This is a genomic window from Mesorhizobium sp. B2-3-4 (genome assembly GCF_006442315.1).
Classification (GTDB): domain Bacteria; phylum Pseudomonadota; class Alphaproteobacteria; order Rhizobiales; family Rhizobiaceae; genus Mesorhizobium.
This window is the reverse complement of record NZ_VFVY01000001.1, coordinates 130,182-156,720: the sequence shown is the minus strand read 5'-3', so window position 1 is coordinate 156,720 and position 26,539 is coordinate 130,182. Positions and strand designations below refer to the sequence as shown.

28 protein-coding genes are annotated in these 26,539 nt (G+C 63.0%); 11 read left to right on the top strand and 17 right to left on the bottom strand.

Going from position 1 to position 26,539, the window contains the following annotated elements; translation table 11 throughout:
* Nucleotides 1-54: 54 nt before the first annotated feature.
* From rbsK to ugpC, 3 genes are read right to left on the bottom strand one after another with little or no spacing between them, the layout of a single operon-like run.
* Nucleotides 55-984, bottom strand: a complete 930-nt coding sequence (rbsK, locus tag FJ967_RS00875; RefSeq protein WP_140729837.1) for a ribokinase — start codon at nt 982-984, stop codon at nt 55-57.
* A gap of 4 nt (nt 985-988) precedes the next feature.
* Nucleotides 989-1,441: an RbsD/FucU family protein gene (locus tag FJ967_RS00870; protein ID WP_140729836.1), complete on the bottom strand. Its 453-nt coding sequence runs from the start codon at nt 1,439-1,441 to the stop codon at nt 989-991.
* Nucleotides 1,442-1,469: 28 nt separating this feature from the next.
* Nucleotides 1,470-2,519 carry a sn-glycerol-3-phosphate ABC transporter ATP-binding protein UgpC gene (gene ugpC, locus FJ967_RS00865; RefSeq protein ID WP_140729835.1) on the bottom strand — a complete coding sequence of 350 codons (1,050 nt, stop codon included), beginning with the start codon at nt 2,517-2,519 and terminating at the stop codon, nt 1,470-1,472.
* A gap of 291 nt (nt 2,520-2,810) precedes the next feature.
* Here ugpC and FJ967_RS00860 point away from each other — a divergent pair, with 291 nt between their 5' ends.
* The 4 genes from FJ967_RS00860 to FJ967_RS00845 all read left to right on the top strand — a co-directional run bounded on the left by FJ967_RS00860 (nt 2,811) and on the right by FJ967_RS00845 (nt 6,929).
* The gene (locus FJ967_RS00860; RefSeq protein WP_140729834.1) at nt 2,811-4,478 is read left to right on the top strand and encodes a sugar ABC transporter substrate-binding protein; all 1,668 of its coding nucleotides are present in this window, start codon (nt 2,811-2,813) and stop codon (nt 4,476-4,478) included.
* A gap of 88 nt (nt 4,479-4,566) precedes the next feature.
* Nucleotides 4,567-5,688 (top strand): sugar ABC transporter permease, encoded by a 1,122-nt coding sequence (locus FJ967_RS00855; protein WP_140729833.1) that lies wholly within the window; start codon nt 4,567-4,569, stop codon nt 5,686-5,688.
* A 6-nt stretch (nt 5,689-5,694) separates the two neighbouring features.
* Nucleotides 5,695-6,612, top strand: coding sequence for a carbohydrate ABC transporter permease (locus FJ967_RS00850; RefSeq protein ID WP_140729832.1), 918 nt, complete (start codon nt 5,695-5,697; stop codon nt 6,610-6,612).
* A 2-nt stretch (nt 6,613-6,614) separates the two neighbouring features.
* Nucleotides 6,615-6,929, top strand: a complete 315-nt coding sequence (locus FJ967_RS00845) for a hypothetical protein (protein ID WP_140729831.1) — start codon at nt 6,615-6,617, stop codon at nt 6,927-6,929.
* On the opposite strand, the gene FJ967_RS00840 is transcribed toward FJ967_RS00845, so the two are convergent.
* Together FJ967_RS00840 and FJ967_RS00835 are read right to left on the bottom strand one after the other, a co-directional pair.
* Complete coding sequence (locus tag FJ967_RS00840) at nt 6,926-7,669, bottom strand: creatininase family protein (RefSeq protein ID WP_140729830.1); 744 nt, start codon at nt 7,667-7,669, stop codon at nt 6,926-6,928. The two genes, FJ967_RS00845 and FJ967_RS00840, sit on opposite strands and share 4 nt — an antisense overlap.
* Before the next feature lie 3 nt (nt 7,670-7,672).
* A complete protein-coding gene (locus tag FJ967_RS00835) occupies nt 7,673-8,239 on the bottom strand; it encodes an SIS domain-containing protein (RefSeq protein ID WP_140729829.1) in 567 nt (188 codons plus the stop codon).
* Nucleotides 8,240-8,428: 189 nt separating this feature from the next.
* Between FJ967_RS00835 and FJ967_RS00830 the strand changes: the two genes are divergently transcribed.
* Entirely contained in the window at nt 8,429-9,451 is a 1,023-nt protein-coding gene (locus tag FJ967_RS00830; protein ID WP_140729828.1) for an aldo/keto reductase, read from the top strand.
* A gap of 97 nt (nt 9,452-9,548) precedes the next feature.
* Here FJ967_RS00830 and FJ967_RS00825 read toward each other — a convergent pair whose 3' ends face one another.
* The 4 genes from FJ967_RS00825 to FJ967_RS00810 form a co-directional block, all read right to left on the bottom strand.
* On the bottom strand, nt 9,549-9,821 hold the full coding sequence (locus FJ967_RS00825) for an HU family DNA-binding protein (protein ID WP_006201846.1): 273 nt from the start codon (nt 9,819-9,821) through the stop codon (nt 9,549-9,551).
* A 299-nt stretch (nt 9,822-10,120) separates the two neighbouring features.
* The gene (lon, locus tag FJ967_RS00820; RefSeq protein ID WP_140729827.1) at nt 10,121-12,532 is read right to left on the bottom strand and encodes an endopeptidase La; all 2,412 of its coding nucleotides are present in this window, start codon (nt 12,530-12,532) and stop codon (nt 10,121-10,123) included.
* Nucleotides 12,533-12,805: 273 nt separating this feature from the next.
* Nucleotides 12,806-14,080, bottom strand: a complete 1,275-nt coding sequence (gene clpX / locus FJ967_RS00815) for an ATP-dependent Clp protease ATP-binding subunit ClpX (protein ID WP_135900785.1) — start codon at nt 14,078-14,080, stop codon at nt 12,806-12,808.
* Between the two features lie 295 nt (nt 14,081-14,375).
* Complete coding sequence (locus FJ967_RS00810; protein WP_140729826.1) at nt 14,376-15,005, bottom strand: ATP-dependent Clp protease proteolytic subunit; 630 nt, start codon at nt 15,003-15,005, stop codon at nt 14,376-14,378.
* A gap of 338 nt (nt 15,006-15,343) precedes the next feature.
* Here FJ967_RS00810 and FJ967_RS00805 point away from each other — a divergent pair, with 338 nt between their 5' ends.
* A complete protein-coding gene (locus FJ967_RS00805; RefSeq protein ID WP_140729825.1) occupies nt 15,344-15,937 on the top strand; it encodes a hypothetical protein in 594 nt (197 codons plus the stop codon).
* Between the two features lie 141 nt (nt 15,938-16,078).
* Here the strand turns inward: FJ967_RS00805 and FJ967_RS00800 are convergent, their stop codons facing one another.
* Nucleotides 16,079-17,182, bottom strand: coding sequence for an FAD-binding oxidoreductase (locus FJ967_RS00800; RefSeq protein WP_140729824.1), 1,104 nt, complete (start codon nt 17,180-17,182; stop codon nt 16,079-16,081).
* Nucleotides 17,183-17,287: 105 nt separating this feature from the next.
* Here FJ967_RS00800 and FJ967_RS00795 point away from each other — a divergent pair, with 105 nt between their 5' ends.
* Nucleotides 17,288-18,538 (top strand): cytochrome P450, encoded by a 1,251-nt coding sequence (locus FJ967_RS00795; RefSeq protein WP_140729823.1) that lies wholly within the window; start codon nt 17,288-17,290, stop codon nt 18,536-18,538.
* A gap of 24 nt (nt 18,539-18,562) precedes the next feature.
* Nucleotides 18,563-19,609, top strand: coding sequence for a hypothetical protein (locus FJ967_RS00790; protein WP_246675132.1), 1,047 nt, complete (start codon nt 18,563-18,565; stop codon nt 19,607-19,609).
* On the opposite strand, the gene FJ967_RS00785 is transcribed toward FJ967_RS00790, so the two are convergent.
* From FJ967_RS00785 to FJ967_RS00755, 7 genes are all read right to left on the bottom strand, one after another.
* Complete coding sequence (locus FJ967_RS00785) at nt 19,610-19,954, bottom strand: cupin domain-containing protein (RefSeq protein WP_140729822.1); 345 nt, start codon at nt 19,952-19,954, stop codon at nt 19,610-19,612. It abuts the gene before it with no gap.
* A gap of 6 nt (nt 19,955-19,960) precedes the next feature.
* Nucleotides 19,961-21,241 carry an O-acetylhomoserine aminocarboxypropyltransferase gene (locus tag FJ967_RS00780; protein WP_140729821.1) on the bottom strand — a complete coding sequence of 427 codons (1,281 nt, stop codon included), beginning with the start codon at nt 21,239-21,241 and terminating at the stop codon, nt 19,961-19,963.
* A 195-nt stretch (nt 21,242-21,436) separates the two neighbouring features.
* On the bottom strand, nt 21,437-21,958 hold the full coding sequence (locus tag FJ967_RS00775) for a CoA-binding protein (protein WP_140729820.1): 522 nt from the start codon (nt 21,956-21,958) through the stop codon (nt 21,437-21,439).
* Entirely contained in the window at nt 21,939-22,703 is a 765-nt protein-coding gene (locus FJ967_RS00770) for a GNAT family N-acetyltransferase (RefSeq protein ID WP_140729819.1), read from the bottom strand. Before FJ967_RS00770 ends, FJ967_RS00775 begins: the two co-directional genes overlap by 20 nt.
* A gap of 8 nt (nt 22,704-22,711) precedes the next feature.
* Nucleotides 22,712-23,494 (bottom strand): AAA family ATPase, encoded by a 783-nt coding sequence (locus FJ967_RS00765; protein WP_140729818.1) that lies wholly within the window; start codon nt 23,492-23,494, stop codon nt 22,712-22,714.
* Nucleotides 23,494-23,916 carry a VOC family protein gene (locus tag FJ967_RS00760; RefSeq protein ID WP_140729817.1) on the bottom strand — a complete coding sequence of 141 codons (423 nt, stop codon included), beginning with the start codon at nt 23,914-23,916 and terminating at the stop codon, nt 23,494-23,496. Before FJ967_RS00760 ends, FJ967_RS00765 begins: the two co-directional genes overlap by 1 nt.
* Nucleotides 23,917-23,930: 14 nt before the next feature.
* A complete protein-coding gene (locus FJ967_RS00755; RefSeq protein ID WP_140729816.1) occupies nt 23,931-24,758 on the bottom strand; it encodes an enoyl-CoA hydratase in 828 nt (275 codons plus the stop codon).
* A gap of 150 nt (nt 24,759-24,908) precedes the next feature.
* Here FJ967_RS00755 and FJ967_RS00750 point away from each other — a divergent pair, with 150 nt between their 5' ends.
* The 3 genes from FJ967_RS00750 (at nt 24,909) to rpsI (ending at nt 26,536) form a co-directional block, all read left to right on the top strand.
* Entirely contained in the window at nt 24,909-25,373 is a 465-nt protein-coding gene (locus FJ967_RS00750) for a PaaI family thioesterase (RefSeq protein ID WP_140729815.1), read from the top strand.
* 214 nt (nt 25,374-25,587) lie between these two features.
* The gene (gene rplM / locus FJ967_RS00745) at nt 25,588-26,052 is read left to right on the top strand and encodes a 50S ribosomal protein L13 (protein WP_135900798.1); all 465 of its coding nucleotides are present in this window, start codon (nt 25,588-25,590) and stop codon (nt 26,050-26,052) included.
* A gap of 1 nt (nt 26,053) precedes the next feature.
* Nucleotides 26,054-26,536 (top strand): 30S ribosomal protein S9, encoded by a 483-nt coding sequence (rpsI, locus tag FJ967_RS00740; protein WP_010915637.1) that lies wholly within the window; start codon nt 26,054-26,056, stop codon nt 26,534-26,536.
* The last annotated feature ends 3 nt before the right edge of the window (nt 26,537-26,539 follow it).

Here is a 26,539-nt window from a genome sequence, read left to right as displayed (position 1 = left end):
CTGAGCGGACCTCGACCGGCGCGTGAACGCCCGGCGCGACGACAGGCGCCGGGCTCAACCTTTCGCCAGCAGCGCCTCGACCTCCCGCAGCGTCGGCATCGAAGGCGCCGTCCCCGCCCGGGTCACGGAGATGCCGGCCACCGCGCAGGCAAAGCGCACTGCCTGCAGCGGCTCCACGCCGCGCGACAGCGCCGCGGCCAGGCCGCCATTGAACGCATCGCCGGCGCCCGTGGTCTCGACCACGGGTCCCGCGCCGATAGCGGGGACATGCTCCGAACGGTGCTTGGTGTGCAGCAGCGCGCCCTTGTCGCCGAGCGTGACGATGACCGTGCCGACGCCCTTTTCGAGCAGCTTGCCGGCGGCGGCGCGCGCTTCATCGACCGAGGAGACTTTCAGCCCGGTCAATTCCTCCACCTCGGTCTCGTTGGGCGTGAGATAGTCGCAGAGCGTGTAGACGCGGTCGGGAAGCAATGCGGCCGGCGCAGGATTGAGGATGGTCGTCACCCCTGCCCCACGCGCTATCTCGAGCGCCCGCAGAGCCGCGTCGATGGGCTGCTCGAGCTGCGTGACAAAGACCCCGGCACCACGAATGAGATCGGCATGGGCTTCGATGTCCCCAGGCGAGATCAGCGTGGCCGCGCCGGGGCTGACGATGATGGCGTTGTTGCCGCTTCCCTCCTCGACGAAGATGTAGGCGGCTCCCGTATAGCTGTCCGGCGTGTCGATGGCGGCGCTCTTGACGCCGGCATCCTTCCAGGTCCGTTTGGCCATGTCGGCGAAAGCATCGACGCCGAGCCGGGTCAGGAACGTGACGTCCGCCTCCAGCTTGCCAGCGGCCACGGCCTGGTTCGACCCCTTGCCGCCTGGTCCGAGCTTGAAGGAATTGCCGAGGATGGTTTCGCCCATGCGCGGCTGGCGCTCAGCCCTGTAGGCCGTATCCGCGACGAAGACACCGAGGATGACGATCGGCTTGCCGGAGGTCATGCCGCTACTCCGCGTCCGGCGGCACGACGCCCTTGCGGAAGGCGAAGCAGCCGTAGAAACGGCGCTCGCCTGTCTGGATGACGCAATAGGCCTGCTTGGCGCGTTCGTAGAAGGCGTAACGCTCGACCGGCACCATCGGCCAGGACTTGCCCTCGGCGGCGTCGATCTGTTTTTGCACTTCCTTCTGCACGGCCGGGATCTCGTCGGGCTTGCCGACGATCTCCATGCGGGCAGCCGAGTCGTCGACGAACGTGTCCAGCGGGTAGAGCGACAGCACCGCCTTGACCACTTGCGCGGCGGGCGCGTCGATGCGCAGCACCCGACCGAGCGCGGTCTGGCGCGCCACGGAATCGGAGGGAAAGTTGGTGTCGGCGATGATCAGGTCGTCGCCATGTCCCATCGCCCGCAATGCCTGGAGCACGTCGGCATTGAGCAACGGATCGATCCCTTTGAGCATGATGGGTCCTCGTGAAGTGCGTTTGAGATCAAAGACGCTTGCCGGTCTCGGCGTCGAACAGATGGATATGGTCGAGCCTTGGCCGCAGCGTCAGCGTATCGCCCGGCTTGAAGTCATGGCGCTCGCGAAACAGCGCCACCATTTCGCCGTCGCCGAAGCGCAGGAAGACCAGCGTCTCGGAACCGGTCGGCTCGACCACCGAAATCTTGGCCGGCACGCCGTCGGGGTGGATTTCGAGATGTTCGGGCCGCACGCCATAGACGACGGCGCGCCCCTCCTCGACGGCATTGCCAGCAGCAACCGGAAACAACGCGCCTGCAATGTCGACGCCGCCCTTGCGCACCACGCCCTTGAGCAGGTTCATCGACGGCGAACCGATGAAACCGGCAACGAAAAGGTTCGCCGGCCGGTCGAACAGTTCCAGCGGCGCGCCGACCTGCTCGATGCGGCCATCGCGCATGACGACGATCTTGTCGGCCATGGTCATGGCCTCGATCTGGTCGTGGGTGACATAGATGGTGGTGGTCTTCAGCCGCTGGTGCAGTTCCTTGATCTCGGTACGCATCTGCACGCGCAGCTTGGCGTCGAGGTTGGAAAGCGGCTCGTCGAACAGGAAGACCTGCGGATTGCGCACGATGGCGCGTCCCATGGCGACACGCTGCCGCTGGCCACCCGACAACTGGCGGGGATAGCGCTTAAGATAGGGACTGAGGTCGAGGATGTCGGCGGCGCGCTTGACCCGCTCGGCAACCACGGCCGGATCGGTCTTGCGCAGCTTCAGGGCGAAGGCCATGTTCTGCTCGACCGTTTTGTGCGGATAGAGCGCATAGTTCTGGAACACCATGGCGATGTCGCGCTTGGCGGGCGGCAAATGATTGACGACACGGTCACCGATGGCGATCGTGCCCCCGGAGACGGTCTCCAGCCCCGCGACCATCCTGAGCAGCGTGGACTTGCCGCAACCGGACGGGCCGACGAGCACAACGAACTGGCCATCGGCAATATCGACGCTGACTTCATGCAGGACCTTGACGGTTCCAAATGCCTTGGCCACATTGCTGATCGCGACTTGAGCCATCGTTCCCCCATCGGCTCCACCGGCCGTAGGGGCAGAAGCTAACCAACGCGACCGGTCAGGGCAAGTCAGTCTCTTATAGATAAAAACCTGTTCTCGTTGACACGGCGTTTGGTTGTGAGAATAGTGGCCGGTGCTAGTCCTGATATCGGTACACGACCCGAAAATCGGAACTCCAGGCGACGCAGGGGTGGGGTCCTGCGTTTTCGTTTTCACAAGGGAGAACCGTGGCGCTCCAGCGTCCGACAAGACTGGCCATATCCATTCACGCTGATGTTCTGGGAGGAATAATCGATGAGAGTAGGTCTTTATGAGAATTTGATGCGCGCGGGGGCAACCCGGCGTGACATATTGAAGGGTGCGGCGAGCATGGCCGCGATCGCGGCCGCATCCGGCGCCGGACTTGGCGCCCTGACGCGCCCGGCCTCCGCCGCGAGCGAACTGCGCTCGAAAATCCTGCAGATCCCCGGGGTCGGCAAAGGCCAGCCGACCGACGCCGACTTCCAGAAGGTCGGCGAGCTCTGCCTCGAGGCGACCAAGGCCAACGTCAAGGAAGGTGAATTCGCCGGGGTCGAGCTCACCTTCATGGGCCTCAACAACCAGAACCTGCACAATGTGCTGTTCCGTGGTTTCCTGAAGCCGTGGGAGACCTATACCGGCGCCAAGATCAGCTGGATCGACCTTGCGCAGGCCGACTACAATGCCCGCCTGCAGCAGTCGATCGCCACCGGCACCGTCGACTTCGACATTATCGAAATGGGCGCACCGTTCGAGGGCGACGTCTGCGGCAAGGGCCTGACTTCCGAAATGCCGGACTGGGTCAAGAAGCAGATCGACTTCGACGATCTGGTCAACTATCTCAAGCCGCCCGTCGGCACCTGGGACGGCAAGCAGTACCGCGTCACCATCGACGGCGACACGCACAACTTCAACTACCGCACCGACGTCTTTGCCGATGCCGACCTCGCCAAGCAGTGGAAGGATGGCGGCGGTGAGGGCGAATGGGGCGTGCCGAAGACCTGGCAACAGGTGCAGGCTGTGACCAAGTTCCTGAAGGGCAAGAAGTTCAAGGGCCAGGATGTCTACGGCTATCTCGACGCGCCCAAGCCATGGGGCGGGTTCGGCTTCTACTTCCTGGGCAGCCGCGCCACCGCCTATGCAAAGCATCCCGACGACAAGGCCTGGCTGTTCGACGCCGACACGATGAAGCCGCGCGTCAACAATCCGGCCTGGGTACGCGCCATCCAGGACGTCATCGACGCGCTGCCTTCCGAACCGGCCGACCAGATCAACGCCGACCCGAACACCACCGCCTTCCAGCAGTTCCTGGCCGGCACCGGCTCGATGATCCCCTGGTGGGGCGACGTCGGCTCGAACGTCAAGACCAACGACTCCTCTGTCATCGGCGACGTCACCGGCTTCTCGATCCTGCCGGGCTCCGACGATGTCTACAACGCCAAGACCGGCAAGTGGGACAAGCTCGCCAGCGGCCCGAACTATTCGCCGAACTGCGCCTATCTCGGCTGGGGCGTCTACGTCATGGCCCGCGTCGACAGCGACGAGAAGAAGAAGAAGGCGGCATGGTCGGCTGCAGCCCATCTCGGCGGCAAGGACCTGTCGATCTGGACGGCGATGTATCCGTCGGGTTTCCAGCCCTACCGCAATTCCCATTTCGACATTCCCGAATGGGTGGCGGCCGGCTACGACGAGGCGTTCATCACCTCGTATCTCAAATCGGAAGGCGACAGCTACAACCATCCGAACGCGGCGATCGAGCCACGCATCCCCGGCATCTTCCAGTACTATTCCGCCGCCGAGGACATTCTGGCCAACACCTTCGCCGGCAAGATGAAGGCGCAGGAAGGCGCCGATGCCATCGCGGCGGCCTGGGAGAAGCTCACCGACCAGATCGGCCGCGACAAGCAGATCAAGCTCTACAAGGCTTCGCTCGGCATGGCCTGATCCTTAGACCTGGTCCGGCGGCTCACCCCGCCGGACCATATCCGACCGGTCCTGGAGATTCCGGACCTATGCAAAACGGGCGAGATTTGTGGCTGACCAGACTTCGACCGCGACCCAGTGGCCGGCAGACGCCGCGCCTCATGACCTGATCCCGCCAGGCCGCAAGCGTCTGGGTTGGGCGCTGATGGCGATCGCCACGCTCGGCCTGCTGGCGACGATCGTGCTGCAAATCCTGTACAAGACCGAGGTCGACGCGATCGGCTTCGAGACGTGGCGGCCCGTGGTCTATGCCTATGTGGCGTGGGGCGTGGCGATCGGCATTGGCCAGGTCCTGACACGCGGCGAGGACGGACAGCGTGCGCTGTTCCTGCTGCCTGCCCTTCTGTTCACGATAGCGATGGTGATCTTCCCGACGCTGTTTGGTTTCTACATCGCCCTCACCGACTGGAACCTCTCCTCCTTCAGTGGCCGCAGGTTCAACGGGCTCGACAATTTCTGGCAGATGCTCGCCGACCCCTACTACCGTAACGCCCTGTTCAACATGGTGCTCTACGTGCTGGCGGTGCTGGTCGAATATGTCATCGCCTTTGGCCTGGCGCTGCTGCTCAACGCGCAGATCCGCGCCCGGAAATTTTTCCGGGTGGTGTTCCTGATGCCGCTGATGCTCTCGCCGGTGGCGGTGTCGTGGATGATCGGCAAGTCGCTGATGGAGTACCGCTTCGGACCGGCAGCGACGCTGGCGCGGCATCTGGGCTGGGAAGACCCGGCCTTCTTCTCGAACCCGATCACCGCCCGCATAGCGATCATGGTGCTGGACGCCTGGACCTTCATTCCATTCATGATGATCATGCTGCTGGCGGGGCTGCAGGCGATGTCACGGGAGGTGCTGGAGGCGGCGCGTGTCGATGGCGCAACGGCCTGGCAGACCTTCTGGCAGGTCACCTTTCCGCTGATGCTGCCGGTGTCGGTGACGGCGGTGATCCTGCGCATCATCTTCAAGCTCAAGCTTGCCGACATCATCATCACCGTCACCTCCGGCGGTCCGGGCGGCGCCACCGATTCGGTGTCGAGCTTCATCTACCGCGAGTACCGCGACCGTTCGAACGTCGGCTACGGCACCATGCTGGCGATGGCCTATCTCGTCATCATCGTGGTGTTCGTGACCTGGCTGTTGAAGTTCGCCAGCCGTTTCGTGCGCAATGTGAATTAGGCAGAGATGAGCGTCCAGACCACCGACTACGTCGCATCCGATATCCGCTCGCCGGCGAGCTTCGTCGCCAGCCGCGTCTTCATCTATGGCGCGCTCGCCTTCTGGGCCTTCATCTGCCTGTTTCCGATCTACTGGACCATCACCACCTCGTTCAAGACGGCGGTGGACGTCACCCAGGGCCACCTGATCCCGTTCGTCGACTTCCAGCCCGACTGGAAAGGCTGGCGATCGCTTGGCCTGTCGCCGGACTCGATCTTCCAGACCTCGACGGTGCGCGACGAGTTCCTCAAGCGCTTCATGAATTCGGTCATCACCTCGGTTGGCGCGTCGAGCCTGGCGATCGTCATCGGCAGCCTCGCCGCCTATGGCCTGACCCGCTATCGCTATCATTTCGCCTGGTTCAAGAACGAGGATATCTCCTTCTTCTTCCTGTCGCAGCTGATCCTGCCGCCGGTGGTGCTGGCCCTGCCCTTCCTGGTGCTCTACCGCGAAGTCGGGCTGCTCGATACGCGCGTCGGCCTGATCCTGCTCTACACGCTGATGGTGCTGCCGATCGTCATCTGGATCATGCGCGACCAGTTCAATTCCATCCCCGTCGAGCTCGAGGAAGCCGCCCTCGTCGACGGCCTGTCGATCTGGGGCGCTTTCTTCCGCATCGTCATGCCGATCGCGCTGCCGGGCATTGTCGCCGCCTTCATCCTGGCGATGGTGCTGTGCTGGAACGAGTATTTCTTCGCTGCCCTTCTGACCTCGACGGATGCCAAGACAATCCCGGTGATGGTGGCGAGCCAGACAGGCTCGCAAGGCATCAACTGGTGGTCGATGGCGGCACTCGCCACTGCCGCGATCGCGCCGCTTGCCGTCATCGGCATCGCCCTGGAGCGCTACCTGATCATGGGCATGACGGCGGGGGCGGTGAAATAGGCATGGCCGGGCCGTACTGGTTCGCACGCAACATCCGTGTCGGTTATGTCGGCCGCGACCGCTACGGCAAGGGCGTGATGCCGATCGCCTGGCAGGGGCGCGCCGTCATTGCAGGCTTCGTGCTGGCAATGATCTGCGGCGGCCTGCTGATGGCCCTGGTGGGGTTCTACGCCAACCACCTTGCCATCGGGATAGCGCTCTACGTCATCCTGGCGATTTCAGGCGCCGGCACTTTCATCTGGGCCGTGGCCGCCAAGAGCGATCCCGACAAATCCATCGCCGACTACCGTGCGGAGCGGATGAGGACCAAAGGCTAGCTCTTCAGGATCGCGCGCAGGTTCCCCATGATCATGGCGACGCCCTGGTGGCCGAGCTCCGCTGACGCCTCCCTGGCGCTTGCCGTATACCAGCCGGTGTTGTCGGCGAAGTGAGCCGGATCCACCGCTTCGGGGCATAGCGCCAGCATCAGGGATGTCTCGCCGATGCCGGCATGGTCGAACGGATATTTGCCGTTCATGGTGGCCGGCATCAGCGGATGCACCTGGACCCAGTTGAAGAAATTCTCGCCCGCGGCATGTCCGGCATAGTAGTCGGCCATATCATTGGAACCCCACCAGCCTTCGCCGCGCTGCTTTTCGAGGAAGCGGAAGATCGCCTGGCGGCCGGCCGTCTTGAAGGCGAGGTCGGTCGGCATGCCGGCGGCGAAATTCTCGGTCTGGTGGTGGATGATGGCGTGGATGTTGCGAAAACCGATGCGCAGCAGGCTGTAGAACAGTTCCTCGCCGAACGGCGCCAGCTGATTGCCGCCGACCTGAACGGAGCCGCTGCCTTCCGGCGGCGCCACGGCATAGCTCGCCGCGCCGTAGTAAAAGGGCGGCAGGATGACGATGTCGCTCTCCTTCTCGAACAGTTCCAGCGTCTTGACGACGGCCAACGTGTCCATGCCCACGGCCATGTGCTCGCCATGGTACTCCAGCACGCCGAGCGGCAGGACGACCGGCCAATTGTCGGCAATCGCCTTGCGGATCTGGTGCGGCAGCATCAGTTCGTAGCGCATGATCTATTCCATGTTGGTATGGCGGGCGCGCATGGCCTCGGGCGACGCCGCGGTCATGTCCCTGAGTTTCAGCACCATGATCTCGAACATGAGGAACAACGCGCCCTCGAACACCGAACCCATCGGCAGCACCGACGTTTTTTGCGCCCCCTGGTCGCTGGCCATGGTCTGCGCGGGGATCAGCAGTGTGAAATCGGCCAGACTTGCGGCACTGCCGCCCACCTGGGCGGTCAGGAGCAGGACGGTCGCGCCGGCCTCGAGCGCGATGCGCATCAGGGTGAGGACTGTCGCGGTCTCGCCAGGCCCGGAACTGACAAGGAAGACATCGCCCTGCCCCACCGGCGGCGCGGTCATGTCGCCGACCACCGAAACCGGCAGGCCCAGATGGTAGAGCCGCATGGCAAAGCCCTTCACCTGCAAGGCTTCGCGGCCGCAGCCATAGGCGACGATCTGTCTGGCTTCGGCGAGCAGCTTGCAGGCGGCGTCGATGCGGTCACCGTCGACGCGCGCCAACACCGCGCCGAGCTCATCAAGCGCCGTCCCGAACATCGGCTGGCCGGCGTTGCTCACGGCTGAACCCATGGCTTGCCGGCGACCGAGGATACCGGGCAATTGCTGGTCACGTCTTTCCCCCGAACGGCTTGTTTTCATTCATGCTACCACCGCGAAAATGACTGTCCAACGGCCCCCGGCGCTTTTGCTGTGCCACGGGCATGATAGTGTCATGTCAGACAAATCAGCGAAGCAAACGGGCAGGACATGAAGACACGGCATTTCGACCGCATAGGCAATGGCGGCATCACTTTCACGGAGCTGGGTTTCGGCACGGCGCCGCTCGGCAATCTTTACCGCGCCGTCTCCGACGAGGATGCCAATGCGACGCTGGAGGCCGCCTGGGCGACCGGCTGCCGTTACTATGACACCGCGCCGCTCTATGGCCTCGGCCTGTCTGAAACGCGTCTCAATCCCTTCCTGCGCTCCAGGAAGCGCGACGACTACGTGCTGTCGAGCAAGGTCGGCCGCATCATGCGCGCCTGCCCGCCGCAAGAGCGTACCGGCATCGGCAAGTTCTTCGACACGCCGTCGCGCAAGGAGGTCTACGACTACAGCTATGACGGTGTCATGCGCTCGTTCGAGGCGTCGCTGGAGCGGCTCGGCGTCGACCGCATCGACATCCTGTTCGTGCACGATGTCGACATCTTCACCCATGGCAGCAAGGAGGCGTCCGACCGGCGCATCGAGGAGTTCATGCGCTCGGGCTATTACGGCCTGCTGGCCTTGCGCGACCAGGGCGTCATCAAGGCGTTCGGCGGCGGCATAAATGAGTGGCAGGTCGCGCAGACGCTGGCCGAGCGCGGCGACTTCGACCTGTTCCTGCTTGCCGGGCGCTACACGCTGCTGGAACAGGAGGCGTTGACGTCCTTCCTGCCGCTCTGCCAGAAGCGCGGCATCGGCATCGTTCTGGGCGGTCCCTACAATTCCGGCATCCTGGCGACGGGACCGAAGCCCGGCGCCTTCTACAACTACTCCGAAGCGCCGCAGGATGTGCTCGACCGGGTGGCCCGCATCGAGGCCGTCTGCAGGCGTCACGGTGTCAGGCTGATCGAGGCCGCCCTGCAATTCCCGCTTTTGCACCCCTCGGTGGTTTCGGTGATCCCCGGCGGCCAGCGGCCTGGAGAAGTCGAGAGCAACCGGTCGCTGCTCGACGCGAAGCTTGCCGCGGCGCTGTGGATCGATCTCAAGCAGGAAGGCCTGATGGCCGTCGAAGCGCCGACAGGGTGACCGTGCTTCCGAGCCGGCTGCGTCTATCAAGCTGCGTCTCTCAAAATGAAAAGCCGGGCAAGCCCGGCTTTTCTGTCTTTTTGAAATAAAAACGCGCTTAGTTGACGGCGTCCTTGAGGCCCTTGCCGGCCGAGAACTTCGGCACGGTGCGCGCCGGAATCTTCACTTCGGCGCCAGTCTGGGGGTTGCGGCCGGTGGACGCAGCGCGCTTTGACACGGTGAAATTGCCAAAGCCGACAAGCCGGACATCGCCGCCCTTCTTCAGTTCGCCGGTGATGACGGAAAACACCGCATCGACCGCCGACTGCGCGTCACCCTTCGAAATGCTCGCGGCGTCGGCGACAGCGGACACCAGTTCGTTCTTGTTCATAAAAATTCCCTTCCATGAGAACACCGGAACTTACGACTCATCCGGCAGGAAACGGACTTTAGAAAGAAGCGTTCCCGCAACCAAGTCGAAAAGGCAGGAAAAAAGCGGAAAAAGCCCGGAATTCCGGGGTTTTTCACATGAAAAAGCCGGGCGCGAGGCCCGGCTTTCTGTTTGTGCGCTGCAACTTTAGCAAAAACTAACGCATGGCCCCGAAAACCGTGACGAGTTTTCGGAAAGGACCATGCGCAAGTCCAAAGCGTTAGAGCGTCCTTTGCCCGTCCAAGTGGACGCGCGGTGCTCTAATGCGCAAGCGACTTTCCGGCGTCATCGGAGGTGTCGGTCGAGGCCGGCGGATTGACCGGTTCGACCCATTCGATCGGCTCCGGCATCCGCACCAGCGCGTGGCGCAACACCTCACCGACCCGTGAAACCGGTATGATCTCCATGCCGTTCTTCACATTGTCCGGAATCTCCGCCAGATCCTTGGCGTTATCTTCCGGGATCAGCACCTTCTTAATGCCGCCGCGCAGTGCGGCCAGCAGCTTTTCCTTGAGGCCGCCGATCGGCAAGATGCGGCCGCGAAGCGTTATCTCGCCGGTCATCGCCACATCGGCGCGGACCGGAATGCCCGTCAGCACCGACACGATGGCCGTGGCCATGGCGGCACCCGCGGACGGACCGTCCTTCGGCGTAGCGCCTTCCGGCAAGTGGACGTGGATGTCGCGCTTGTCGAACAGCGGCGGCTCGATGCCGAAATCGAGAGCCCTCGAGCGGACATAGGAGGCCGCCGCCGAGATCGATTCCTTCATCACGTCGCGCAGATTGCCGGTCACCGTCATGCGGCCCTTGCCGGGCATCATGACGCCTTCGACCGTCAGCAGTTCGCCGCCGACTTCCGTCCATGCGAGACCGGTGACGACACCGACCTGATCGTCAGCCTCGACCTGGCCAAAGCGATAACGCTGAACACCGAGGTAATCGGCGAGGTTCGCCGCCGTGATGCTCACCGTCTTCTTCTTCGTCTTCAAGATCTCGGTCACCGCCTTGCGGCCGAGCTTCATCAGCTCGCGCTCCAGGCTCCGCACGCCCGCTTCACGGGTGTAGGTCTGGATGATGGCGCGGATCGCGTCCTCGCCGACGGAGAATTCCTTCGGCTGCAGGGCATGGTCGCGCACCACCTTGGGCATCAGGTGCCGCTTGGCGATTTCGATCTTCTCGTCCTCGGTGTAGCCGGCGATACGGATGATCTCCATGCGGTCCATCAAGGGCGCAGGGATGTTCAGCGTGTTCGCCGTCGTCACGAACATCACGCTCGACAGGTCGTATTCGACCTCGAGGTAATGGTCCATGAACGTTGCGTTCTGCTCGGGGTCGAGCACCTCGAGCAGAGCCGATGACGGGTCGCCACGGAAGTCCTGGCCCATCTTGTCGATCTCGTCGAGCAGGAAGAGCGGGTTGGACTTCTTGGCCTTCTTCATCGACTGGATGACCTTGCCGGGCATCGAGCCGATATAGGTGCGCCGATGGCCGCGGATCTCGGCCTCGTCACGCACGCCGCCAAGCGCCATGCGGATGAATTCGCGCCCGGTCGCCTTGGCGATCGACTTGCCGAGCGAGGTCTTGCCGACGCCGGGAGGGCCGACGAGGCACAGGATCGGCCCCTTCAGCTTCTTCTGGCGGCTCTGCACGGCCAGGTACTCGACGATGCGGTCCTTGACCTTGTCGAGACCGAAATGGTCGGTGTCGAGCACGTTCTGCGCGTAGGCGAGGTCCTGTTTGACCTTGGAGTTCCTGCCCCACGGGATCGACAGCAGCCAGTCGAGATAATTGCGCACGACGGTCGATTCCGCCGACATCGGCGACATCGTCCTCAGCTTCTTCAATTCGGCCTCCGCCTTTTCGCGGGCCTCCTTGGAGAGCTTGGTCTTCTTGATGCGCGCCTCGATCTCGGCAGCCTCGTCACGGCCGTCCTCACCCTCGCCGAGCTCCTTCTGGATCGCCTTCATCTGCTCGTTGAGGTAGTATTCGCGCTGCGTCTTCTCCATCTGGCGCTTGACGCGCGAGCGGATGCGCTTCTCCACCTGCAGAACGGAGATCTCGGCTTCCATGAAGCCCATCGCCTTTTCCAGCCGCTCCTTGACCGAGAGCGTGGCCAGCATTTCCTGCTTTTCAGGGATCTTGATGGCAAGATGCGAGGCAACCGTGTCGGCGAGCTTGGAATAGTCGTCGATCTGGCTGGCGGCACCCACCACTTCGGGCGAGATCTTCTTGTTCAGCTTGACGTAGTTCTCGAAGTCGGTGACGACCGAGCGGGCCAGAGCCTCGACCTCGACCTCTTCCTCTTCCGGCTCGACCAGCGCCGCGGCCTTGGCCTCGTGGAAGTCGGGACGGTCGGTGAAGGAGACGATCTTCGCACGCGAAGCGCCCTCGACCAGAACCTTGACGGTGCCGTCGGGCAGCTTCAGCAATTGCAGCACATTGGCGAGCGTGCCGATGTCGAAGATCGCATCGGGCTCGGGATCGTCATCGGCGGCATTCATCTGGGTGGCAAGCAGGATCTGCTTTTCCTGACCCATCACCTCTTCCAGCGCCTTGATCGACTTTTCACGCCCGACGAAGAGCGGAACGATCATGTGCGGGAACACCACGATGTCGCGCAGTGGGAGGACTGCGAAGACGCCGTCGCTGGGAGCCTTGGATATTTTGGCCATTGTCCAACCTTTCATGTCGCGGCCACCATCAGGCCAACCGCGAATCTCATATTAACGACCGGGGATCGTTCCGCCTACCACCGTTTGTGACGGGAGTTTTACAGCACGAAATCGGGCACCTCGGCCTTCTCGTGTTAGGTGGATGCAAGCGGGGCAAAGATCAAGAGTTAACATCGTCCGCGAACCCACTCCGTCGCACAGGCCGTATGCCCGTCACAGCAAAACGGCGCCACGAGGGCGCCGTTCCACAAAAAACAGGGGTCGAGAGCCATATCAGGCGCTGACATTGCCCTTCTTTTCCTTCTGCTCGGAATAGATGTAGAGCGGCCGGGCGCTGCCGGTCACCACTTCTTCCGAAATCACCACCTCGCGCACGCCTTCGAGCGCGGGCAGTTCGAACATCGTGTCGAGCAGGATCGCTTCCATGATCGAGCGCAGGCCGCGCGCGCCGGTCTTGCGTTCGATGGCGCGCTTGGCGATCGCCGACAAAGCGTTCTCGTGGAAAGTCAGGTCGACGCTCTCCATCTCGAACAGGCGCTGATACTGCTTGACCAAAGCGTTCTTCGGCTCGGTCAGGATCTGGATCAGCGCCGGCTCGTCAAGGTCTTCCAGCGTTGCCAGAACCGGCAGACGGCCGACGAACTCCGGGATGAGGCCGAACTTCAACAGATCCTCGGGCTCGACCTGGCGGAAGATGTCGCCGGTACGCCGGTCCTCGGGTGAAGCGACGGTGGCGCCGAAGCCGATCGAGGTCTTGCGGCCGCGATCCGAGATGATCTTGTCCAGCCCGGCGAAGGCGCCGCCGCAGATGAACAGGATGTTGGCGGTGTCGACCTGCAGGAACTCCTGCTGCGGATGCTTGCGGCCACCCTGCGGCGGCACGGAGGCAACCGTGCCTTCCATGATCTTCAGCAGCGCCTGCTGCACGCCCTCGCCCGACACGTCGCGGGTGATCGACGGGTTGTCGGACTTGCGCGAAATCTTGTCGATCTCGTCGATGTAGACGATGCCGCGCTGGGCGCGCTCGACATTGTAGTCTGCCGACTGCAGGAGCTTCAGGATGATGTTCTCGACGTCCTCGCCGACGTAACCGGCTTCGGTAAGCGTCGTGGCGTCGGCCATGGTGAAGGGCACGTCGATGATGCGGGCCAGCGTCTGCGCCAGCAGCGTCTTGCCGCAGCCGGTCGGGCCGATCAGCAGGATGTTGGACTTGGCCAGCTCGACATCGTTGTTCTTGCCGGCATGCGCCAGGCGCTTGTAGTGGTTGTGGACCGCCACCGACAGCACGCGCTTGGCGTAAGGCTGGCCGATGACATAGTCGTCGAGAACCTTGAGGATTTCCTGCGGGGTCGGCACGCCCTCGCGCGACTTCACCATCGAGGTTTTGTTCTCCTCGCGGATGATGTCCATGCAGAGCTCGACGCATTCGTCGCAGATGAACACCGTGGGACCGGCGATCAGCTTGCGAACTTCATGCTGGCTCTTGCCGCAAAACGAGCAATAAAGCGTGTTCTTGGAATCACCGCTATTGTTGCCGACCTTGCTCATTTTCATGTCCTTTCATGGCCGCCCGCCGATGGTCTGGCTGAAAGGGCGCATACTCTATTTATCGCGGGAATCCGCCGCCGCCAGTGTCCCGGCTCCCGCAACGTATTCCGTACGAAACACAAATCAGAAAACGTAGCAATGATTCGCAGCTTCCCCACGCAAAGCTAAGCCGTCGAAAATCAACATAGCCTTAACGTAGGCAATCCTGACCCCCGAGGGAACAGCCAATTGTGGCCGAAATGCCGCAAGACGCGCCAAAAGCGCGTGATGCCGCCATCCAACTGCCAACTAGCCTTTATGCCAGTGCCCCTTCGGCGGCCTCGCGCGACGAAATGACCTTGTCGATGAGGCCGAAATCCTTGGCCTCGTCGGCGGTCATGAAATGGTCGCGGTCGAGCGTCTTTTCGATCTCGTCATAGCTCTTGCCGGTGTGCTTGACATAGACCTCGTTGAGGCGACGCTTCAGCTTGACGATATCCATGGCGTGGCGCTCGATGTCGGAGGCCTGGCCCTGGAAGCCGCCCGACGGCTGGTGAACCATGATGCGGGCGTTCGGCGTGGCGAAGCGCATGTCCTTGTGGCCGGCGGTCAACAGCAGCGACCCCATCGAGGCCGCCTGGCCGATGCACAGCGTCGACACGGCCGGCTTGATGAACTGCATGGTGTCGTAGATCGCCATGCCCGAAGTCACCACGCCGCCCGGCGAATTGATGTAGAGGTTGATTTCCTTCTTCGGGTTCTCGGCTTCGAGGAACAGAAGCTGCGCGCAGACCAGCGTCGCCATGCCGTCCTCGACCGGCCCGGTGATGAAAATGATGCGCTCCTTGAGGAGGCGCGAGAAAATGTCGTAGGCCCGCTCGCCGCGATTGGTCTGTTCGACCACCATCGGAACGAGGTTCATGTAGGTTTCGACAGGGTTCTTCATCTTTGTCTCTTGTCTCGCGGTGGGATTCCGGCGCCGGACAGGCTGGCAGCTCGGGCAGAATCGGTTTTCGATCTTTACGATGTAAATAGGATGCCGGCTCATCCTTGTGCAAGGCCGACCCGTCCTAGCCATCTGGGTAAGTCGAATCAAGCTTTTCGGCCAGGGATTCACCGCTGGCGCCCGGTTATGCCGGTCCAGAGCGCCATCCGGCCCAGCTGACGTAGCAATTTCTTAACCGCGTCACTTAACGAAATACGTCGAAACCGCTTTCCAGCCGAACCGCTTACCCTACAATCCAACGTTGAACCGTCATTGTGCCGTTCAACAGGGGGAATGTCATGTCCAGGAAAACCGCATGCTTCGCCATTGCCGGGCTGACCATGCTCGGCTCGATTTCGCAGACCGCGGCCGGCGGTCGCGCCGTCGAATGCTACGAGCCCGTACGCACGCCCGACGTCTATGACACGGTCTACGAGGACGTCATGGTCAGCCCTCCCGGTCAGCAGGTGATCGATTACGACCCGCCGATCTACGGCACGCGCGAGCGCGTGGTGATGACCGTGCCGGCCCAGGTTCAGTATGAGGTGGTGCCCGCGGTCACCCGGACCGTCTACCACACCGTCAGGGTCGATGGTGGCGGCTATGCCTGGGAATGGCGCGTCATCCATGGCCGCAAGGTGCTGTGCAAGGTCTGGCGCAAAGCCCGCTACGAGCGCGTCGCCGAGACGGTTGTGATCCAGCCGGAGCGGACGCGGCGCGTCGTCATCCCGGCGCAGTATGACAGGATCGCCGAGGAGGTGCTGGTGCGGCCGGAGCAGCGGCGGATCATCGATGTTCCCGCCTCCTACCAGACCGTCCAGCGGCGCGTACTGGTCAGGGAAGGCTCATCCGGCTGGCGGCGGGTGCATATTCCCAGGCATTGTGGCGGATAGCTCGGGCGGCAACCCTTGCGTCGGTTGCCCGCCCTGTGTCCGGCCTGCGGCCGTCGCGCCCGGCCGAAACAAGCGTCAAACCGCGCGGCGGCGCCGGCCCGTATGTATCAGTCGCTTGTCGAATGCAGACTGGTCGCGCCGTCAGACCGCTTCAGCCCGAAGCCAGGCCTTAAGACCGGCGACATCACCATCGCCGATGGCCTTTGCGACGCGCCGGCCAACCGCCGCGCCGAATTTATAACCGTGGCCCGAACAGGCTGAGACGACCAGGCACTTGCCTGTCTCATGGGCGAGGAATTTCTCGTCATCGGTGAAGGTGTAGGCGCAGGTGACCACCTCGGTGATCTCGTATTCCTCGATGCGGGCGATCGGCGGCGAGAACAGGTTGCGGATCGCCTCGCCCTCGCCCGGCACCGGATCGCGGTTCCAATCGGCATCGCTGGTCGGGACTTTGTGAAGGCCGGAGCCGAACTTCATGCCGGCGCCGCGGCTGATCGGGATCATGTAGCCGTCGGTCTTGCCGCCGACATCGAGGACGACAGGTGCTGCCTCCCATGTGGCCCTGAGATCGGCCGGCGGCTCGACATAGGCGAGCGCGGTGCGAAAGGTTTTCAATTCGCCGCCGAGTTCGGGAAACAGTTTCAGCACCCAGGCGCCGGCGGCGACGACGATGTGGTCGGCCTGCATCGTCTCGCCGGATTCGAGCACGATGTGGCCGGCTTCGGCGTCGATCTCGGTCACCTTGCTGTGCTCGTAGACGTTGGCGCCGTTGGCGCGCAGCCATTTGGCCAGGCCCGCCGCGATCTTGCGGCAATGCAACGCTCCGCCCTCGGGCGAGAAATAGGCGTAGCGGAATGTGCCCGGTTCGAGGAATGGCCAGCGTTCGACCGCCGCGTCCGGTCCCAGCAATTCAAAGGGGAAATTGCCCTCTTCCAGGCCCTCGCGGTATTCCTCGGCCTCATCGCCGGGCTCACGCGAAACACAGACGAATCCCCTGGAATCGAGGTGGCTCTCGCCGAGATCGACCCACATCTCGTCCCAGGCCTGATAGGCTTCGGTGATCAGCCGCCCATAGCCGGTTCCCGCGCGGTAGGCGCGGCGGATGATGCGGTGATGATCGCCCGAGGCGGCCAGCGGATTGGGAATCGGCCCCTGCTCGACGATCGAGACCCCGTGGCCCGCCTTGACCAGCGACCACGCGGTGGAAAGACCGGCGATACCGGCGCCGACAACGATCACATTCATCCGTTCAGACCTTTTGCAGACGTATCCGCTGGCTCAACCAATCGGGCCGCCGGGCGCCAACATACGGTCTGGAATCGGGCTGGCAAGCCGCGCTATGGGTCTGGCATGACCAAATCGACGATCTCCTACCTGGCCTTTGATCCAGCCGCTCTCCGGCTCAATCTCGATCCGCGAGAGCCGGCTTTCTTCCTCAACCCGTATGAGGCCTATGCATTCCTGCACAACGCGTCGAATGCGTTTTTCTGGGAAGAGTTCGGTTTCTGGTGCTTTGGCGGCTTCGACGACGTCAACAGGCTCTTGCGCGACCGGCGCTTCGGCCGCCAGAATCCGGCCGGCATTCCCGACAGTCGCGGCGTCGGCCAGGACAGGAGCCACCTCGAGGCATTCGACGGCGTCGAGGCCAATTCGATGCTGGAGCTGGAGCCGCCGGTGCACACGCGGCTGAGAACCCTGGTCAACCGGGCCTTCGTCTCGCGTCAGGTCGAGCGGTTGCGGCCGCGCATCGAAGCGCTCGCCAACGAACTGATCGACCGTTTCGAGCCCGGCAAAACCGTCGACCTGCTGCCGGCCTTCGCCTCGCCGCTGCCGATCACCATCATCGCAGAAATGCTCGGTGTGCCGGTCGAAATGGGGCCGCAACTGCTCGACTGGTCGCATCGGATGGTCGCCATGTACATCCATGGCCGCACGCGCGACACCGAGGACACGGCCAACCGCGCCGCTGGCGAATTCTCGGACTTCCTGCGCGGCTATGTCGCGAAGCGGCGCAAGAACCCCGGAGACGACCTGCTGTCGCTGCTGATCTCGGCCCAGGAAGACGGCCAGAAACTGTCCGAGGACGAACTGGTTTCCTCGGCCATCCTGCTGCTCAATGCCGGCCATGAGGCGACCGTACACCAGACCGGAAATGCGGTACGCTCGATCCTGGCGCAAGGCGGTGACCCCAGCCGCTTTTTCACCTCACCCGAGGCAACCGCTGCCACGGTGGAGGAATGCCTGCGTTTCGACGCGCCGCTGCACATGTTCACCCGCTACGCCTATCAGGAGACCGAAATCGCGCCCGGCATCGTCGTCCAGCCCGGCCAGACGGTCGGATTGCTGCTCGGCATGGCCAATCACGATCCGCGCGCCTTTGCCGAACCACATGATTTTCGTCCGGAGCGCACCGACCAGAAGAACGTGTCGTTCGGCGCCGGCATCCATTTCTGCATCGGCGCGCCGCTCGCCAGGCTTGAACTGCAGGTTTCGCTGAAGACTTTGTTCGACCGGCACCCGAAGCTGCATCTTGCCGAACGGCCTCGCTTCCGCGACACTTACCACTTCCATGGGCTGGAAACGCTCGCCGTCGGCTTCTGACGACCGCGGGCCTGGGGCTGCGCGATGAGACTGTTTTCGAGAGGCGCGATCGCGCTGGTCATGCTGGTGGCATGCCTTGGGGCCGCACGCGCCCAGCAGCAACAGGAAAACATCCCCTGGGAAAACAGCATGGCCATCGCGCAGAAGATGGCGCAGGGTCTGCTGGAGCGGCAAACCGGATCGCAGGGCCTGCCGCCGGCGTCCTTCGCCATCGAGGTCGACCTCAATCTCGACGGCCTGCCCGAAATCTTTGCCTACCGCGCCGCGCCGGGTTGCGACGGCGTCAATTGCGGCAACTTCCTCTTCATCCTCGAAGGCGACAGCTATCACGAAGTCCTGGGTGACATTCCCGGCGCGAGGCTCGTGCCGCAGGACAAGATCGGTCTCAGCGCCTTCAAGCGGAACGGCTTTCTGGAAATCCAGCTGGACAAGATGACAATCGCCTGGGATGGCACGCGCTATGTCGATGCTTCCACCTTTCCAGCCTCGTCGCTTGATGGCGCCGCCTTTGTCGCCGCCTGTGAGAAGTACAGATCCGGCCAGCAACCGGAAAGCGTGACCGCCGCCTGCCAATGCCAGTTCAACCGGTTCCAGCAGATCGACCTCAAACAGGCAGATCTCGACAGCTATGCGGCCTCGCTGGGCGAGAACTTCCAATACCCCACCGGTGAAAAGGGGGATGCCTGGGTCGTGCTGTCGAAAACCGCCGAGGATGTTGTCACCGGCTGCGACGTCGCGATCGGCAAAAGCCAATGGCCGCCGGGTTACCTCGTTCATGGCGACCAGCCGCAGGTGAAACTGGACTTCGGCAGCTTCCTCGACGCCTGTCCCAGACAGGATTTCATCCTGACCAATCACAAGACCGGCACGCCGGACCGCGCGCTGGCGCTTTGCGGTTGCCTCTCTCGTGAGATCCCGACCTATGGCGTCGGCCAAGAGGGTATGGACCTCCTGGCGCAATATTATCGCGACGAGGTGTCCGATGCCGATGTCGATACCCAGGATGCGGAGTTGCTGGGAGCGCACGACAAGGCGTCCGAGGCATGCCTCAGCGCATTCCCGGCGAAGTGATCAGAGCTTGATCACATACTCCTTGCGAGTCGTTTCAAGCACTTCCCAGCTTCCCTTGAAGCCCGGACGTAGCACGAAACTGTCGCCGACCCGCACGGTGCGGGCGTCGCCGCCGTCCTCGGCGATCACCGAGACGCCGGAGAGAATGTGGCAGAACTCCCATTCGTCATAGACGATGCGCCATTTCCCGGGGGTCGATTCCCAGATGCCGGCATAGAGGCCGCCGTCACGCTCCTCGACATTCCAGGTACGGAACTTGGGATCGCCCGAGATCAACCGATCCGGCGCGGGCGCGCCGGATTCTGCTTCGACGATTTTGGTGTCGACGGGAAGAAACAGCGTCATGTCGGATCAGACCTTGGCGAGTGCCTGTTCGAGGTCGGCGACGATGTCGGTCACATCCTCGATACCGATCGAAAGCCGCACGGTGTCCGGTCCGGCGCCAGCCTTGACCTTCTGCTCGTCGGAAAGCTGGCGGTGCGTGGTCGAGGCCGGATGGATGACCAGCGACTTGGTGTCGCCGACATTGGCCAGGTGCGAGAACAGTTCGAGCGCCTCGACGAATTTGACGCCGGCCTCATAGCCGCCCTTGAGGCCGAAGGTGAACACGGCGCCGGCGCCTTGAGGAGAATATTTCTTCTGCAAGGCGTTGTTCTTGTCGCCGGGAAGGCCGGGATAGTTAACCCAGGCGACCTTCGGATGGTTGGACAGCCAGCCGGCGACCGTGATCGCGTTGTCGCAATGGCGCTGCATCCTGAGCGGCAGGGTTTCGAGGCCGGTCAGGATGAGAAAGGCGTTGAAGGGCGAGATCGCCGGTCCGAGGTCGCGCAGGCCGAGCACGCGTGCGGCAATGGCGAAGGCGAAATTGCCGAAGGTTTCGTGCAGGACGAGGCCGCCATATTCGGGGCGCGGCTCCGACAGCATCGGGTACTTGCCCGACTTCGACCAGTCGAAGGTGCCGCCATCGACAATGACGCCGCCGATCGAATTGCCGTGGCCACCGATGAACTTGGTCAGCGAATGGACGACGATGTCGGCGCCGTGCTCGATGGGCCGGATCAGATAGGGCGAGGCCAGCGTGTTGTCGACGATGAGCGGCAGGCCATGCTTGCGCGCGATGTCGCCGATCTTCTCGATGTCTACGAAAGTGCCGCCTGGATTGGCGAGGCTTTCGATGAAGATCGCCTTGGTCCTGTCGTCGATCTGGTTTTCGAAGGTCGAGAGGTCGTTGGTGTCGGCCCAACGCACCTCCCAGCCGTAGTTCTTGAAGGCATGGCCGAACTGGTTGATCGAACCGCCATAGAGCTTGTTGGCGGCGACGAAATTGTCGCCCGGCTGCATCAGATTGTGGAAGACGATGACCTGCGCGGCATGGCCAGAGGCGACCGCCAAAGCGGCCGTGCCGCCCTCGAGCGCGGCGACGCGCTCTTCGAGCACGGCCTGGGTCGGGTTCATGATGCGGGTGTAGATGTTGCCGAAAGCCTTCAGCCCGAACAGCGAAGCCGCGTGATCGGCATCGTCGAAGACAAAGGAGGTCGTCTGGTAGATCGGCGTGGCGCGCGCGCCGGTGGCCGGATCGGGCTTGGCGCCGGCATGGACGGCGAGCGTGTTGAAACCGGGCGTACGGGTCACTGAAACCTCCCTCGAGAACCTTCTCAAAATTCGCTGGGCATTCTTGGCGAAGCGCGGCCTGGAATGCAAAGAAGAAAATACCTTTCGGCGTGCGATCTGCGATGAATGCGCTGGAAACTCAATCGCTTCCCGAAAAAATTTTGCGCGGCTGGGGCCGACCGGAATCCTTCGCGAAAAAAGCGATCCCGATTTACCTCATTTCTGGCGCACGCCGAAACTTTGAAAACCCTGGCGCATAAGCGGCTTCTTGGACGACAGCACGCCGGAATTGACACCGGTCCAGCCGATCTCGCCGGACAGCTTGCCATATTCGATCTTGGGGCAGCGGTTCATCACCACCTTGATGCCGGCGGCCTCGGCGCGGGCGGCGGCCTCGTCGTGACGCACACCAAGCTGCATCCAGATGACTTTGGGCAAGGGGGCGAGTTGCAGCGCCTCGTCGACAATACCGGGCACCGCCGCTGGCGCGCGGAAGATGTCGACCATGTCGATCGGCTCCGGTATGTCGGCAAGCCTGGCATAGGTCATCCGGCCGAGGATTTCCTTCCCGGCCTGGCCGGGATTGATCGGAAACACCGAAAAGCCCTTGGCCAGCAGGTATTTCAGCACGAAATAGCTCGGCCGCACGTCGTTCGCCGACGCGCCGACCATGGCGACGGTCTTCACCGAATTGAGGATGCCGGCAATGTAGGCGTTGTCATAGCTGTCGTGGTTCATGCGGCTTCCTGCGGTAGTGATATCGGTAGAGTTCATGGCTGAATCCGAGCGAGGCATAGAGCGCACGGGCCGGTGTGTTGTCGGCAACGACCTGCAGGCATGCCGCCGACGCACCCGCCCTTCGCGCCCAATCGACCAGGGTGCCGACCGTCCTGCGGCCGAGGCCTTGCTGCCTGAAATCGCTGTCGGTTTCAACCGATTCCACGACAAGCAGGCCATCGTGGATGACGCCAAAGGCGACTGCGACGATGAGGCCGTCGCGCTGGCTCGACACGAAGGCCCTGTCGCCGACGATCAGTCCCGTCATCCGTCGAAAAATGCGGCGCTCGGCCTCGTCATAAGCGCTCATGCGAAACCGCGCCTCGAACCAGTCCTCGCCCGGCGTCGGCGACACCGCGACCTGAACGTCACGAACCTGCGGCATCCCGTCGATCCCGGCATGGAGATGGATTGTTCCGCCTTCCGGCCGGTAGCCGCGATGATCGAGGGCGGTTTCGAGTTCGCCGGCGATATCAGGCACGCGGAACAGCGGCGTCTGGCCGTGGCCGACGTAGAAAGCCTCGGCCGCGTCGATCACCTTGTCCGGTGCACCGCGCTCGACACGCAGGGGATTGGCCGAGTTCGGGCGCCGGATCCGGCCGCCCGACCGTCTCAGGAGCCAACCTTCGACGACGGTCTCGGTGGCCGCCGGCCAGGCTTCGCGGCAAGCCTGCTCGACCCGCCAGTTGAGATCGTCGCTGCTCATCCGCACCGTCACGCGTCTTCGTCCCTCAAGGCTTCCTCCATGAAGGCCTGCGGGTCGGTGCAGAAGTCGCGCATCATGCGGAAATGATCGGTGTCGCTGAAATCCGTCGGATCGAGCCCGAAGCGGCTGATGCGGAACAGGCGCGCGCCCGGGCACGCCATCAATAGCGGAGAATGCGTCGCCATGATCACCTGCGCGGTGCCCGACTGGTCCATGCGCCGCAGCATCCTCAACAGCTCGATCTGGCGCGACGGCGAGAGCGCGCTTTCCGGCTCGTCGAGGATGTAGATGCCTTGCCGGCGGCAACGCTCCTCGAAGAAGCGGATGAAACCCTCGCCGTGCGACCAGGACAGGAAATCCGGCGCAGGCGGCCCAAACGGATCGTCCAGCGCAGCCTGATCGAGATAGCGGGCGACGGAGTAGAAGGATTCGGCTCGGAAGAACCAGCCGGCGGTGACTTTTGGCAGCCAGTGGGCACGGAATGTATCGGCCAGGGCCGCACCACTCTTGTCGATGGCGCTGGAATGGTCGACCGGCCGATAGCCCTTGCCGCCACCGGCTTCGTCGTAGCCGGCAAGCGCGCCGATCGCCTCGAGCAGGGTGGATTTGCCGGTGCCGTTCTCGCCGACGATGATGGTGATCGGCGCCTTGAATTCGAGTTCGAAGGCCTGGCCGCGGAACAGCGGCAGGTTCCAGGGGTATTTTTCCCAATCCGCCACGCGCTCGGGATCAAGCAGGATGCGCTTGAGATAGGGGGCCTTGAGCCGCGTCAGTTGCTTGCGGTAGGCCATCAACCGGGCAGCGAGATGGTGCCGTCTTCCGCGATCGGAAAGGCCGGGTTGTGCGCGACTTCCCAGACATGCCCGTCCGCATCGGCGAAATAGCCGTACCAACCGCCCCAGAAGGCGCGGCCCGCCGGCTTGACGATGCGGCCGCCAGCCTTTGCGGCCAAAGCGAGCACTTCGTCGACCTCGGCGTCGGAGCGGGTGTTATAGGCGAGATAGACGGCGGATGGCGCCTTGGCGAAGGTGATGCCGGAGTCCTCCTCGGCGCTGTGGCGCGGGAACAGGCCGAGAATGGCTCCGCCCATCTGGAAGAAGGCCACGCCATCGGTGATCCCGGCATGGCGTTTCAGGCCCATCGCCTCGTAGAAGCGCACGGCGCGGTCGAGATCGTCGGTGGCGACAGTGATGATGGAAATGCGCGGTTCCATGACCAACTCCCCAGCTATTCATCAGTCCATTGCGGCTTGCGCTTGCCGATGAAGGCGCCGATGCCTTCCTCGGCGTCGCGTGCGAGCATGTTCTCGACCATGACGCGGCCGGTATGGGCATACGCGTCCGCCAGGCCCATCTCGGCCTGGGTGTAAAAGGCCTCCTTGCCGGTCTTGACCACCAAAGATGATTTGGAAGCAATGGTTTGGGCGTATTTGGTGACGATCTGATTCAGGTACTCGCGTGGCACGACGCGGTTGATCAGGCCGAATTCCTTGGCGGTTGCCGCGTCGATCGTCTCACCGGTCAGAAGCATCTCCATCGCCTGCTTGCGCGAGACGTTGCGTGACAGCGCCACCATCGGCGTCGAGCAGAACAGGCCGATATTGACGCCCGGCGTGCAGAAGGTCGCTTCATGCGAAGCGATCGCCAGATCGCAACTCGCGACCAGTTGCAGGCCGGCGGCGGTGGCGAGGCCATCGACTTCGGCGATGACCGGCAGGGGATGGCGCACGATCGCCTGCATCAGGGCGGCGCAGGCGGCAAAAGTCTCCTCGAAGAAGGCCTTGCCGCGATCGGCATCGGCGCGTCTTGCGGTCATCTCCTTGAGATCGTGGCCGGCGCAGAACACCTTGCCGGCCGCCGACAGCACGATGACGCGCACGCTCTTGTCGGTCTCGGCGCGTTCCAGTTCCGCCGTCAGCGCCGCCATCACGGCCAGCGACAGGGCATTGGCGGGCGGATTGGTGAGCGTCAGGCGCAGCACGCCCTTGTCCAACCTTGTCGTGACCGGGCCCTCGTCGGCGGCAGCAGCAGGCTTGATGGCAAGGATTTCGGCCATGGCTAAGGTCTCCGCGATTCCGGTCGGCTCGGCAGTATCTAATATCGGATCGGGTTTCGTCCAACACGATCGTTTGCGCCAGGAAGGCAAAGGTGTTGCCAGAAACGCCGGCCTGCGCCCATACAGACATGCGCAGAACGAGAGACCGAGATGCCCGCCCAAACCAACCTCAAGCCGGTGCTGACCGCAGCGCAAATCAACACGCTGATGGCGGCCGTCTTCCCGCAACTCAACGAGAATTCGGCCGCCTATGAGGCGATCGATGTTTTTCCCGGCGGATGCACAGTGCGGCTCAATGCCGGCGAACGGCATTTGCGCCCCGGCGGCACGGTTTCGGGTCCTGCCCTGTTCACGCTGGCCGACATTGGCGGCTACGCCTGCGTGCTCAGCCATGCCGGGCCGGATGCGCTCTCGGTCACGACCAACCTCAACATCAACTTCGTGCGTAAGGCGCAGGCCGGGCCGATCGACGGCCATTGCCGCATCCTGAAGTTGGGAAAAAGCCTGATGGTGTTCGACATCGACATCGTTGCCGGCCCGGAAGGGCAGACCGTGGCGCATGCGACAGGGACCTATTCGATCCCGCCAAAACGAAGTGACAGTGTGGTAAAATAATACCTTTTACCTAAGCCATTATTTTTACTATATTATTCCCTGCATCGAGCTTTTCGCTCGCCTTGACGAGATCCCTGCCCTCGCCTATAAGCCCTCCCGAAGCAGCGGCCCGCAAAGGCCGCCGTTTTGTTATTGGCCGATGGCGTCAGCCTTTTGCCAATCCAAGCAACAAGAAACGCCTTCTCCGGAAGGTCAAACAGAAAGTAGCAAATCCATGGCAACCTTTTCGCAGAAGCCTGCGGATGTGGTGAAGAAGTGGGTCCTGATCGACGCCGAGGGTCTCGTCGTTGGTCGTCTCGCCACTGTCATCGCCAATCATCTTCGCGGCAAGCACAAGCCGACCTTCACCCCGCATGTCGACGACGGCGACAATGTCATCGTCATCAATGCCGACAAGGTGGTGTTCACCGGCAAGAAGTTCACCGACAAGGTCTACTACTGGCACACCGGCCACCCCGGCGGCATCAAGGAGCGCACCGCGCGCCAGCTGCTCGAGGGTCGTTTCCCCGAGCGCGTCGTCGAGAAGGCCGTTGAGCGCATGGTCCCGCGTGGCCCGCTCGGCCGTCGCCAGATGAAGAACCTGCGCGTCTATGCAGGCGCGGAGCATCCGCATGTCGCCCAGCAGCCCGAGATTCTCGACGTGGCCAAGCTGAATTCCAAGAACAAGAAGGTCGCATAAGATGGCTGAGCTTTCCTCGCTCGCAGAACTGGGCGCCGCCACCGGCAACACGAACACGCAGGCCGCAGCCCCCGTCCACGTACAGAAGCTCGACAAGTCGGGCCGCGCCTATGCCACCGGCAAGCGCAAGAACGCCATCGCGCGCGTCTGGGTGAAGCCGGGTTCCGGCAAGATCGTCGTCAACGACAAGGAATTCGCGACCTATTTCGCGCGTCCGGTCCTGCAGATGATCCTCAACCAGCCGATCATCGCCTCCAACCGTTCGGGCCAGTACGACATCGTCGCCACTGTCGTCGGCGGCGGTCTCTCCGGCCAGGCCGGTGCCGTTCGTCACGGCATCTCCAAGGCGCTGACCTATTACGAGCCGGCACTGCGCGCCGTGCTCAAGAAGGGCGGCTTCCTGACCCGCGACAGCCGCGTCGTCGAGCGCAAGAAGTACGGCAAGGCGAAGGCCCGCCGCTCCTTCCAGTTCTCGAAGCGCTAAGCG

Coding starts and splice junctions, on each gene's coding strand:
- rbsK (WP_140729837.1), bottom strand. CDS start 984: ATGACCTCCGGCAAGCCGATCGTCATCCTCGGTGTCTTCGTCGCGGAT.
- FJ967_RS00870 (WP_140729836.1), bottom strand. CDS start 1,441: ATGCTCAAAGGGATCGATCCGTTGCTCAATGCCGACGTGCTCCAGGCA.
- ugpC (WP_140729835.1), bottom strand. CDS start 2,519: ATGGCTCAAGTCGCGATCAGCAATGTGGCCAAGGCATTTGGAACCGTC.
- FJ967_RS00860 (WP_140729834.1), top strand. CDS start 2,811: ATGAGAGTAGGTCTTTATGAGAATTTGATGCGCGCGGGGGCAACCCGG.
- FJ967_RS00850 (WP_140729832.1), top strand. CDS start 5,695: ATGAGCGTCCAGACCACCGACTACGTCGCATCCGATATCCGCTCGCCG.
- FJ967_RS00845 (WP_140729831.1), top strand. CDS start 6,615: ATGGCCGGGCCGTACTGGTTCGCACGCAACATCCGTGTCGGTTATGTC.
- FJ967_RS00840 (WP_140729830.1), bottom strand. CDS start 7,669: ATGCGCTACGAACTGATGCTGCCGCACCAGATCCGCAAGGCGATTGCC.
- FJ967_RS00830 (WP_140729828.1), top strand. CDS start 8,429: ATGAAGACACGGCATTTCGACCGCATAGGCAATGGCGGCATCACTTTC.
- FJ967_RS00825 (WP_006201846.1), bottom strand. CDS start 9,821: ATGAACAAGAACGAACTGGTGTCCGCTGTCGCCGACGCCGCGAGCATT.
- lon (WP_140729827.1), bottom strand. CDS start 12,532: ATGGCCAAAATATCCAAGGCTCCCAGCGACGGCGTCTTCGCAGTCCTC.
- clpX (WP_135900785.1), bottom strand. CDS start 14,080: ATGAGCAAGGTCGGCAACAATAGCGGTGATTCCAAGAACACGCTTTAT.
- FJ967_RS00810 (WP_140729826.1), bottom strand. CDS start 15,005: ATGAAGAACCCTGTCGAAACCTACATGAACCTCGTTCCGATGGTGGTC.
- FJ967_RS00805 (WP_140729825.1), top strand. CDS start 15,344: ATGTCCAGGAAAACCGCATGCTTCGCCATTGCCGGGCTGACCATGCTC.
- FJ967_RS00800 (WP_140729824.1), bottom strand. CDS start 17,182: ATGAATGTGATCGTTGTCGGCGCCGGTATCGCCGGTCTTTCCACCGCG.
- FJ967_RS00795 (WP_140729823.1), top strand. CDS start 17,288: ATGACCAAATCGACGATCTCCTACCTGGCCTTTGATCCAGCCGCTCTC.
- FJ967_RS00790 (WP_246675132.1), top strand. CDS start 18,563: ATGAGACTGTTTTCGAGAGGCGCGATCGCGCTGGTCATGCTGGTGGCA.
- FJ967_RS00785 (WP_140729822.1), bottom strand. CDS start 19,954: ATGACGCTGTTTCTTCCCGTCGACACCAAAATCGTCGAAGCAGAATCC.
- FJ967_RS00775 (WP_140729820.1), bottom strand. CDS start 21,958: ATGAACCACGACAGCTATGACAACGCCTACATTGCCGGCATCCTCAAT.
- FJ967_RS00770 (WP_140729819.1), bottom strand. CDS start 22,703: ATGAGCAGCGACGATCTCAACTGGCGGGTCGAGCAGGCTTGCCGCGAA.
- FJ967_RS00765 (WP_140729818.1), bottom strand. CDS start 23,494: ATGGCCTACCGCAAGCAACTGACGCGGCTCAAGGCCCCCTATCTCAAG.
- FJ967_RS00760 (WP_140729817.1), bottom strand. CDS start 23,916: ATGGAACCGCGCATTTCCATCATCACTGTCGCCACCGACGATCTCGAC.
- FJ967_RS00755 (WP_140729816.1), bottom strand. CDS start 24,758: ATGGCCGAAATCCTTGCCATCAAGCCTGCTGCTGCCGCCGACGAGGGC.
- FJ967_RS00750 (WP_140729815.1), top strand. CDS start 24,909: ATGCCCGCCCAAACCAACCTCAAGCCGGTGCTGACCGCAGCGCAAATC.
- rplM (WP_135900798.1), top strand. CDS start 25,588: ATGGCAACCTTTTCGCAGAAGCCTGCGGATGTGGTGAAGAAGTGGGTC.
- rpsI (WP_010915637.1), top strand. CDS start 26,054: ATGGCTGAGCTTTCCTCGCTCGCAGAACTGGGCGCCGCCACCGGCAAC.